The organism is Aquirufa sp., from assembly GCF_044239315.1.
GTDB lineage: Bacteria > Bacteroidota > Bacteroidia > Cytophagales > Spirosomataceae > Aquirufa.
Map to the genome: position 1 here is coordinate 133,792 of NZ_JBIIBQ010000003.1, position 9,837 is coordinate 143,628.

8 protein-coding genes are annotated in these 9,837 nt (G+C 45.0%); 2 read left to right on the top strand and 6 right to left on the bottom strand.

Translation table 11 applies throughout. The features are described from left to right. Positions 1-2 precede the first annotated feature (2 nt). Positions 3-440 (top strand): nuclear transport factor 2 family protein, encoded by a 438-nt coding sequence (locus ACILP5_RS01925; RefSeq protein ID WP_395616962.1) that lies wholly within the window; start codon positions 3-5, stop codon positions 438-440. On the opposite strand, the gene bioA is transcribed toward ACILP5_RS01925, so the two are convergent. From bioA to ACILP5_RS01940, 3 genes are read right to left on the bottom strand one after another with little or no spacing between them, the layout of a single operon-like run. Then, positions 412-1,689, bottom strand: a complete 1,278-nt coding sequence (gene bioA / locus ACILP5_RS01930; RefSeq protein WP_395616963.1) for an adenosylmethionine--8-amino-7-oxononanoate transaminase — start codon at positions 1,687-1,689, stop codon at positions 412-414. The two genes, ACILP5_RS01925 and bioA, sit on opposite strands and share 29 nt — an antisense overlap. Next, positions 1,682-2,281 (bottom strand): dethiobiotin synthase, encoded by a 600-nt coding sequence (gene bioD / locus ACILP5_RS01935; RefSeq protein WP_395616964.1) that lies wholly within the window; start codon positions 2,279-2,281, stop codon positions 1,682-1,684. Before bioD ends, bioA begins: the two co-directional genes overlap by 8 nt. Further along, on the bottom strand, positions 2,278-3,396 hold the full coding sequence (locus ACILP5_RS01940; RefSeq protein ID WP_395616965.1) for an aminotransferase class I/II-fold pyridoxal phosphate-dependent enzyme: 1,119 nt from the start codon (positions 3,394-3,396) through the stop codon (positions 2,278-2,280). The genes bioD and ACILP5_RS01940 overlap by 4 nt, the downstream gene beginning before the upstream one ends. Positions 3,397-3,626: 230 nt before the next feature. On the opposite strand from ACILP5_RS01940, the gene rho reads away from it, so the two are divergent. Next, complete coding sequence (rho, locus tag ACILP5_RS01945; RefSeq protein ID WP_395616966.1) at positions 3,627-5,090, top strand: transcription termination factor Rho; 1,464 nt, start codon at positions 3,627-3,629, stop codon at positions 5,088-5,090. Between the two features lie 60 nt (positions 5,091-5,150). Here the strand turns inward: rho and rocD are convergent, their stop codons facing one another. The 3 genes from rocD to ACILP5_RS01960 all read right to left on the bottom strand — a co-directional run. Further along, positions 5,151-6,368: an ornithine--oxo-acid transaminase gene (gene rocD, locus ACILP5_RS01950; protein WP_395616967.1), complete on the bottom strand. Its 1,218-nt coding sequence runs from the start codon at positions 6,366-6,368 to the stop codon at positions 5,151-5,153. After that, positions 6,365-7,540 carry an acetyl-CoA C-acyltransferase gene (locus ACILP5_RS01955; RefSeq protein WP_395616968.1) on the bottom strand — a complete coding sequence of 392 codons (1,176 nt, stop codon included), beginning with the start codon at positions 7,538-7,540 and terminating at the stop codon, positions 6,365-6,367. The genes rocD and ACILP5_RS01955 overlap by 4 nt, the downstream gene beginning before the upstream one ends. Positions 7,541-7,551: 11 nt before the next feature. Next, a partial coding sequence (locus tag ACILP5_RS01960; protein ID WP_395616969.1) for a 3-hydroxyacyl-CoA dehydrogenase/enoyl-CoA hydratase family protein occupies positions 7,552-9,837 on the bottom strand: 2,286 nt, incomplete at its 5' end.

Consider the following 9,837-nt stretch of genomic DNA (forward strand, 5'->3'; position numbering starts at 1 on the left):
CTATGAAAAAATTATTGATTTTAGGCTGCCTATTAGCCTCCTTTGCTGGCTTTGCTCAAAACGAGGAATCCTTGAAAGAAGCGGAATTAAGCCGTTTTAATTTGATGGTGGCGAAAGATCAAGCAGGTTTAGAAAAGGCCTTACACAAGGATTTAGTGTATTTTCATTCCAGTGGCGTTCAGGACAATAAAGAATCCTATATCGCTTCCATCGCGTCTGGAAAATCCAGTTATTTAGCCATTAACCCAGAGGATCTGCAGCATCGCGTGTATGGTAAAACCGGGATTAATACAGGGATTGTAAACATCCTGCAAAAAGCAGCTGATGGTACGCAAACGACGTTGCGCTTACGTTTTACCGACGTATTCGTATATGCAGATAAGCGTTGGCAAATGGTTTCTTGGCAATCGACTAAATTAGTCCCTGCGCAAAAGCCTTAATTTTCCCGTAGATATACGCTAGATCCTCGTCCTCAATACAATAAGGGGCGAGGATATAGATGGTATTTCCTAAAGGTCGCATCAATATACCCTCTTTCAAGAAATACTGGTAGATATCATCCCTTATCGAGTGTAAATATCCATCTGTTTCTCCCGTTTCCACTTCCATAGCTAATATGGTGCCATGAATACGGACATTTTTCAAGATTGGGTGTTGTGCGAGAGTTGCAGCAAATGCACGATGCTTTGATTCCACGCGAGCTATCGATTCCCATGTTTCGGGTTTTTCCATCAAGTCTAAGCTTGCATTGGCCGCAGCGCAGGCTAGTGGATTTGCTGTGAAAGAATGAGAGTGGAACATCATTTTTCGGCGGTCATCCGATAGGAAGGATTGGAATATTTTTTCACTGCAGAGCGTTAAACCCATGGCCATCATGCCGCCAGTTAAGCCTTTGGAGAGGCAAACAATGTCCGGTTTTTCTGCCAAATAATCCATCGCAAACCACTTCCCCGTACGACCGAATCCGGTCATAATTTCATCTGCGATACAGAACATCCCTTTTTGGTGGGCAATTCGAATCAAGGCATCCAAGGTAGACGCTTCGTACATTTTCATGCCTCCTGCCCCTTGAATTAAGGGCTCAAAGATGAAAGCTGCATAGTAGTCTGAGTTTAAAGAAGACATGGCTGCAAGGCAGGCTTCGGCGTCTTGAGGACTTGGAAGGAATTCCACCTCGAAAAGCATATCCTGAAAAGGATCATTGAATGAACTAGGCGCACCTAAACTCATGGCACCAAAAGTATCCCCATGGTAAGCATCCGCAAAGGCGATAATTTTTCTGCGCTGAGTATTTCCTTGATTATGGAAGAATTGTAAGGCCATTTTGATGGCCACTTCCACGGAAGTGGAACCGTTATCTGAGAAGAAAACCCGCTCGAAATTAGCCGGTAAGTGACTCAATAAGCGTTCCGAAAGTCGAACTGCAGGTTCGTGGGTAAAGCCTGCAAAAATCACTTGCTCGAGCTGCAAGGCCTGTTGGTAGACCTTTTCTGCTAAATAAGGATGACCATGCCCATGGGTATTCACCCACCAAGAGGAAATGGCATCAATGTATTTTTTGCCGTCGGAGTCAAAAAGATGCGCTCCTTTCCCGCTCACAATTGGAATTGAAGCAGGTTCAATCTGGTGTTGCGTAAATGGGTGCCAAATCACCGCTGCATCCCGAGAAGCTAAATTCTGATTAGACATGGATTTTATCTGCATACGAGGCGATGACGGCCTCATTGATTTCATTTTCGGTATTTACTCGTAAAACCAACGGTAAGCCTGTATGGTTTAAAATAAACTTTTCCCCTGATGGGTTTTCAGGCCCATTGAACACGATTCCAGCCATCTGAACGCCGTGTTGCTTTAACATTTCATAACTCAAAATGGTATGATTGATGCTGCCTAAGTAGTTTTTACTGACTAAGATGACAGGCAAATTAAAGTGCTTAATGAGATCTAAATTTGTCTCACGATCATTTAATGGGACCATGATTCCCCCAGCTAATTCGACGATCAAGGTTTGGTCTGTAGGAATTTTAAAATCATCTAATTGAATAGTTATACCATCAATTTCAGCCGCACTGTGCGGAGACAAGGGCTGTGTTAGGGCATAAGTAGATGGATGTATGGTCGCGTTTGGGACCCATTTGCGGATCCAATAGGCATCCCCAGTGGCTATATCCCCAGATTGTACGGGCTTCCAATATTCTGCTTTCAAACCGGCAGTTAAAACCGCTGAAATTACGGTTTTACCAATTTCAGTGCCTATTCCGGCGACGATAAACTGTTTCATTCAAGTGTTTTTATTAGTGATTGTATTTGTTCTTTTGTGTGTTTAGCGCTTAGGGTAATGCGAATGCGTTCTTTACCTTTCGCCACTGTAGGGAAAACGATGGGCTTGATGGCGAATTCGTTGGCTTGTGCCGCCTTCGTTCGAACGGCCTCATTCCCTGTGACAAAATAAGTTTGTATGGCTGTTTTACTTTCTCCCCAGGCATCGGATTTCACATTTTCTCGGAAGAAGGCGATGTTTTCCTGAAGTTTTTTTCTGGCTTCGTTTTGGGAAGGCAAATAGTGTAAGGTGCTTAAAAGCGCTGATACATGTGCCGGAGTAGGTGCTGTGGAGTAGATGAAGGGTCTAGCAAAGTTGACTAGGTATTCTTTGAGGGCCAAAGACCCCAGAACCACCGCTCCCGCATTTCCCCAGGCTTTTCCGAAGGTGACAACCCTAGCGAAAATTTCCTTGCAAAGGCCTAGTTCATACACTAATCCTTGACCTGCTGGGCCATAAACACCTCCAGAATGCGCCTCATCTACGATGAGTTCCGCCTGGTATTTGTTTTTCAACTTGATTAATTCCTTCAATGGGGCTATGTCGCCATCCATCGAATATACTGATTCCACGACAATCCACTTGCGTGTTTCGGCCGGGTATTGATCGAGTAGATGAATTAAATCTTCTACGTTATTGTGTTTGAAGATGCGTCTTTCGGCTTTCGAGAGTCGTAAACCATCAATTAGACTCGCGTGTAATAGCTTATCGCAAAAAATGACATCGCCTTCTTGTGGGAGGGAAGAGATCAAACCAATATTTGCCTCGTAGCCTGAACTAAAAAGTAAGGCAGCCTCTGATCCATGAAAGGCAGCGCAATTGTTTTCGAATTGCTCGATTAAAGTGCTTTGTCCGGAGATGAGTCGTGAGCCTGTGGCGCCATTTTTGCGGTATTCCGTGGGTAAAGCGTTAAAATCGTAGGCTATTTTTGCTGCCAGGGCCTGGTCTGATGCTAAGCCTAAGTAATCATTCGAGCAGAAATCGGTTTTGTCATCCAGCACGGATAATTGCCTTAATAAGCCCTCTTTGCGACGGAATTCCAAAAGGTCAATAAGCTGCTGCTGAATGTTTTCCATAAATTATTGTGCTGCAAAACTACGAAATAATCGCTCTGGACGTGTATTTTATCAATTAATTGATTTTGAAGCCCAAATTTTGGCCTAAAACCTTGACAATTACCCGCTAATACCGTAGTATTGCATGTCGATTCTGACAATTCAACGAGTAAACGTCCCTTAATTTTCTCATTTGGCACACATTCTGACAGAGATGTCTGTTGTCAATCTTAATTAATCATTCCCCCTTTATGGAAGATAAGCCTATCAAAAGAGTAAAAAAAGCACAAGTAGAAGAATCATCATCAAACGAACGACCTAAGCGTCAACGAATTAAGAAGAGCGACGAAGATGCTCCTTTGTTACCAATGGAAACCAAAGCGGACGCTGAGGCACCTATTGAATACAAAGAAGTGGCGGCTCCAGAAGAATTCTTAGTAGATACTTCCTTCATCACAAGCACAGAAAACATAAAAGACGAGGTTTCTCCTACGGATGCACCTGTCGATTTGGATAAATTGCCTAAAGAGGAGGCGCCGGCTCCGGTCCACCACCACAACAAACACCGTTCGAATTACAACCAAGTCATCAAGGAATTGGATGGTTTGATCGAAAATGAGGGGGTTTTAGAGATCATGCAAGAAGGCGGATACGGTTTCATGCGTTCGTCTGATTATAATTATTTAGCGTCTCCAGATGATATTTACGTTTCCCCATCGCAAATCAAAATGTTTGGTTTAAAGACGGGAGACACCATATTAGGAAAAATTCGTCCACCGAAAGAGGGGGAGAAGTATTTTGCCTTATTGAAAGTGGAGTCCGTGAATGGAAAGACGACGGATGAGATTCGCGACCGGATCAACTTCGAATATTTAACGCCTTTGTTCCCAGAGGAAAAGCTGAACCTATCTTCTACGCCGGATAATTATTCGACGCGTATTTTGGATTTGTTTGCGCCCATCGGTAAGGGCCAAAGGGGTATGATCGTTGCTCAACCTAAAACGGGTAAAACCGTTTTATTAAAAGACATCGCAAACGCGATTTCCCGCAATCACCCGGAGGTTTATTTAATCATTTTATTGATCGATGAGCGTCCAGAGGAGGTAACGGATATGCAGCGTTCCGTACGTGCGGAAGTAATTTCATCTACTTTCGATGAGCAAGCGGAGCGTCACGTGAAAGTGGCTAACCTTGTTTTAGAGAAGGCAAAAAGAATGGTGGAATGCGGCCACGATGTCGTTATCTTATTAGATTCTATTACACGTCTTGCACGTGCTTACAATACAGTCGTTCCTTCTTCAGGTAAGATTTTATCTGGTGGTGTGGATGCGAATGCACTTCACAAGCCGAAGCGTTTCTTCGGAGCGGCTCGTAATGTCGAAAATGGTGGTTCACTAACGATCATCGCCACGGCCTTGATCGAAACGGGATCGAAAATGGACGAAGTTATCTTTGAGGAATTCAAAGGAACGGGTAACATGGAATTACAATTAGATCGCAAGCTAGCGAACCGTAGAATCTATCCATCGATTGATGTGACAGCTTCAGGAACGCGTCGCGAAGATCTGTTGATGGATCCAGCGGTACTACAACGTGTTTGGATCTTGCGCAAGCACATGTCCGACATGAACTCGGTAGAGGCGATGGAATTCTTGCAACAGCAAATGAAGGGAACTAGGAACAACGAAGAGTTCTTAGTATCCATGAATAGATAATATCATTTAAGCCAGTGTGGTTCATTGGGCACGGAAGCCCGATGAACGCACAGGTTTCAATTAATACCCCAGAAAAACTTTATCGATAATGCTGCAGGCTTGATCCATTTCCGCACCGGTGATGGTCAAAGGAGGAGCTAAGCGGATTTTATTGCCATGTGTCGGTTTAGCTAATAAGCCCTTTTTCATCAGGTCTAAACAGATTTCCCAAGCCACCTTACTGTCTTCATCGGTGTCTATTTCGATGGCACATAAAAGTCCTTTTCCTCTTACTGATTTAATCAAGGCTGTTTTGTCACGCAAACTTTCTAAGAAGGTCAATAACTGCAATCCACGTATCTTGGCATTTTCGACTAAATCTTCATCCTCTATGATATCAATTGCTACGGTCGCGACTGCGCAAGCTAAAGGATTTCCTCCATAGGTTGAGCCGTGTTCGCCTGGTTTAATGGTTAGCATGATTTCATCATTGCATAATACGGCAGATACAGGCATGAAACCACCCGAAAGGGCTTTTCCTAATAACAATATATCAGGTTGAACCAATTCATGGTGACAAGCTAACCAGGCACCAGTTCGGCCTAAACCGGTTTGGATCTCATCAGCGATGAATAAAACGCGGTGTTTTTTGCAAAGCGCCGCCGCTTTTTTCAAATAGCCAGCAGTAGGAATAAGCACCCCTGCTTCACCTTGTATGGGTTCTACCATAAAAGCGGCCACGTTCGGGTTTTCTAATTTCTCCTCTAGTGCTTTTAAATCATTATAGGGAATACGACTAAAGCCCGGAACAAAAGGTCCGAAGTTGTTATAAGACGATGGGTCACTCGAAGATGAAACCGCCGCAATCGTTCTTCCCCAAAAATTACCCTCAGCAAATACAATTTCTGCCTGATTAGCCGGAACACCTTTCACCTCATAGGCCCATTTACGGGCTAATTTGATAGCTGATTCACCAGCCTCTACTCCTGTATTCATTAACAGCACCTTCTGGTAGCCAAATTTCTCCGCTAATTTCTTCTCTGTCGAACCTAAAAGATTCGTGTGGAAAGCACGGGAACTGAGCGTTAAACGTGATGCCTGATCAGAAATAGCTTTTACTAAACGGGGATGGCAGTGCCCTTGGTTTACCGCGCTATAGGCAGATAAAAAATCCAGGTACTTTTTCCCCGTTACGTCATAGACATGTACTCCCTCACCGCGTTCAAGAACGACTGGTAATGGATGGTAATTATGTGCTCCAAACTCAGACTCTAAATCAATGTACTCCTGTGGGGTCATAGTAATTCGTAAATTCCTGCTACCCCTTGACCACCACCTACGCAGGCTGTGACCATACCGTATTTTTGGTTACGCAGGCGCATTTCGTTAAATAATTGGATCGATAATTTAGCACCGGAGCATCCCAGTGGATGGCCTAGAGCAATCGCTCCACCATTTACATTGACGATAGTAGGATCGATATCGAGGGTTTTCATGACGGCCAAAGACTGCGCCGCAAACGCCTCGTTCAACTCAATTTGTTGAATATCTTTCAGCGTTAATCCCGCTTTTTTCAAAGCAATCGGAATCGCCTCTACCGGACCTATCCCCATAATACTCGGTTCTACCCCTGCTGTAGCATAAGAAACCAGGCGAGCGATGGGCTCTAAATGTAATTCTTTCACTAATTTCTCCGAAACGACTAAAACGAAAGCCGCTCCATCGGAAGTTTGGGACGCATTACCTGCAGTAACGGTTCCACCCATCGCGAATGCGGGCTTTAGTTTCCCTAAAGCTTCGAAAGTCGTGTCCGCACGCGGTCCTTCGTCTTCAGACACGGTCCAGCTGCGGGTTTGTTTCTTACCTGATTTAGCATCGAAATAATTTTCCGTCACTTCCACGGGAACAATCTGCGACGTGAATTTACCCGCTTTTTGTGCGGCTAAAGCCTTCTGGTGGGAAGCAAAAGAGAACGCATCTTGCTCCTCGCGCGTCACGTTGTATTTCTTGCTTACTTCCTCTGCCGTCAGACCCATTCCGATGTAATAATCCGGATGTTCGTTCGCGATTCCGTAGTTCAAGACCGTTTTGTGGCCCATCATCGGTAACATCGTCATCGATTCGGTTCCTCCTGCAATCACACAATCAGCCATGCCGGAAGCTACTTTAGCGGAGGCTAGAGCAATCGCTTCTAAACCAGAGCCGCAGTAGCGATTAATGATGAAACCGGGAACACTCTTAGGAAGGGATAATAAGGAGATGTAGCGCGCCATTTGCATCCCTTGCTCGGCTTCGGGAATGGCGTTGCCCACGATCAAATCGTCGACACGTGCCGGATCTAAATTAGGCACTTGCTTCATCAGATGTTTAATGACTTCCGCCGCTAAATCATCTGGACGCATTGTTCTGAAACCTCCTCTTTTGGCTTTCGCAACTGCTGTGCGGTAACCTGCTATGATATATGCATTCATCTTCGTACGATTTAATTTCTGAGTGGTTTGCCGCCACCTAATAAACTTTGGATTCTATCCATGGTCTTTTTCTCACCACATAAAGAAAGGAAAGCCTCTCTTTCTAGGTCGAGTAAATACGTTTCACTCACGACTTGCGGAGCGTCTAAATCACCTCCGCAGATCGCGTAAGCTAATTTATTCGCAATCAAGGCGTCATGTTCTGAAATATAACGTCCCATTAACATGCCTTGGATGCCTGCTTTGAATAGGGCCAAACCTTGTTTTCCCTCCACCCAGACATCGTTGCGTCTCGCTTTTTGTACATATCCTGCGTCTGCTAAGGCTAAGGCCTCTCTTTTCGCCTCCGATATCACTTGGTTGCGATTCAACACAATGCGATCCTGAGCGCGTAAATAATTCATCTCTCTCGCCTCGTGCGCTGAGGTACTCACGCGCGCTGTAGCGATATTCATGAAGGCCTCTTGCAAACGGTTCAACTCCACATCGCCTGCGCGACGTGCATCGCCCATTCTCAAAGCCATCTCTTTTGTTCCACCACCGGCCGGAATTAATCCCACACCTACTTCCACTAAACCCATATATAATTCCGCATGAGCGACAATCTTGTCTGCGTGCAAGTTGATCTCGCAACCGCCACCTAGCGCTAACGTATGCGGTGCTACAACAACAGGAATACCTGAATAGCGAACACGCATCATGGTTTCTTGGAAGGTCGCGATCATCGTATTGATGTCGTCGAATTTCTGCTCCATCGCGAACATGAACAACATGCCTAAGTTAGCGCCTGCAGAGAATGCCTCGTTTGACTCATTACCAATGACTAAACCTTGGAAATCTTTTTCCGCCGTCGCGATTGCCTCTTGAATGCCTTCCAGCACCCCTTGGCCCATGGTATTCATCTTCGAGTGGAATTCTAAGCCCAAAATGCCATCTCCTAAATCCACGATATGCATATCGTCGTTCGACGAAACCGTCTTCGTAGGCTTTAGAATCTGTAAATTGATTTGTTTCTCCGCACCTGGAATGGCTTGGTATTTCTTGGTGGCAATGTCGTAGAACATCCGCTTTCCGCCTTCTACTTTGTAGAATGTGGTATTTCCTGCAGCGACCATTTCTGTCACCCAAGCAGCTGGAGCTAAACCCTCTGCTTTCATTAACTCGATTCCCTGAACCACACCGATGGCGTCCCAAGTTTCGAAAACACCCATCTCCCAGCCAAAACCTGCGCAAATAGCTTGGTCAATTTTAACTAGATCATCCGCAATCTCCGGAATACGATTCGAAGAATAACGGAAACCGTCCAAGATAGTTTTGCGATAGAACTCACCAGCTAAATCTTTACCTGCTAGTAAAAGCGCGAAGCGATCAGCTAAATTATCAATCGCCTTCGAGCGATCTAATGTTTCAAAGTTCACGCGTTCTGCGGCGCGGTATTCAAACGTTTTTAGATCGAGGCTTAGGATAACCGTCTTGCCTTTTTCATCTTTGGTCTTCTTATAAAATCCTTGTCCTGTTTTATCGCCCAGCCATTTGTTTTCCATCAAACGCTGCAGCATTACCGGCAAGTTGAAAATTTCTTTGCTTTCGTCGTTTACGAGTGAGGCTTTCAAATTGTTCGCCACGTGAACCGTGGTATCTAAACCGACCACATCCGAAAGTCGGAAGGTGCCTGACTTAGGGCGACCAACGACTTTAGAAGTCAATTTATCTACTTGCTCTACCGTTAAGCCTAATTCCTCTACCACTTTCATCGTCTGCATCATCGAATAAACTCCGATGCGGTTCGCGATGAAGGCAGGCGTGTCCTTACATAAGACAGCTGTTTTGCCTAATTGAGTCTCTGCATAGCTTAGCAAGAATTCGAGGATGGCCGGATCCGTTTTCGGACCAGGAATTACTTCGAATAAACGCAAATAGCGCGGAGGATTGAAGAAGTGCGTTCCACAGAAATGTTGTTGGAAATCGGCGCTTCTGCCTTCTGACATCAAGTGAATAGGAATACCCGAGGTATTGGATGTCACTAAGGTACCAGGAGTACGGAACTTCTCTACCTTTTCGTAAAGAGATTGTTTGATGGCTAGGTTTTCTACGACTACTTCCATGATCCAGTCAGCAGAACTGATTTCGGATAGGTTGTCATCGAAGTTGCCTAGCTTGATGTTATTCGCAAAGCCCGCCGCATAGAGCGATGCAGGCTTTGCTTTTATAGTTTGTTGAAATGCTGCGTTGACTATTCGGTTACGTACCGAAGGGTGTTCTAAACGAAGACCTTTGGCCTCTTCCTCTGGGCTCAA

Excerpts from the sequence above, each read along its gene's own strand:
- ACILP5_RS01925 (WP_395616962.1), top strand. The coding sequence starts at position 3 with ATGAAAAAATTATTGATTTTAGGCTGCCTATTAGCCTCCTTTGCTGGC.
- bioA (WP_395616963.1), bottom strand. The coding sequence starts at position 1,689 with ATGTCTAATCAGAATTTAGCTTCTCGGGATGCAGCGGTGATTTGGCAC.
- bioD (WP_395616964.1), bottom strand. The coding sequence starts at position 2,281 with ATGAAACAGTTTATCGTCGCCGGAATAGGCACTGAAATTGGTAAAACC.
- ACILP5_RS01940 (WP_395616965.1), bottom strand. The coding sequence starts at position 3,396 with ATGGAAAACATTCAGCAGCAGCTTATTGACCTTTTGGAATTCCGTCGC.
- rho (WP_395616966.1), top strand. The coding sequence starts at position 3,627 with ATGGAAGATAAGCCTATCAAAAGAGTAAAAAAAGCACAAGTAGAAGAA.
- rocD (WP_395616967.1), bottom strand. The coding sequence starts at position 6,368 with ATGACCCCACAGGAGTACATTGATTTAGAGTCTGAGTTTGGAGCACAT.
- ACILP5_RS01955 (WP_395616968.1), bottom strand. The coding sequence starts at position 7,540 with ATGAATGCATATATCATAGCAGGTTACCGCACAGCAGTTGCGAAAGCC.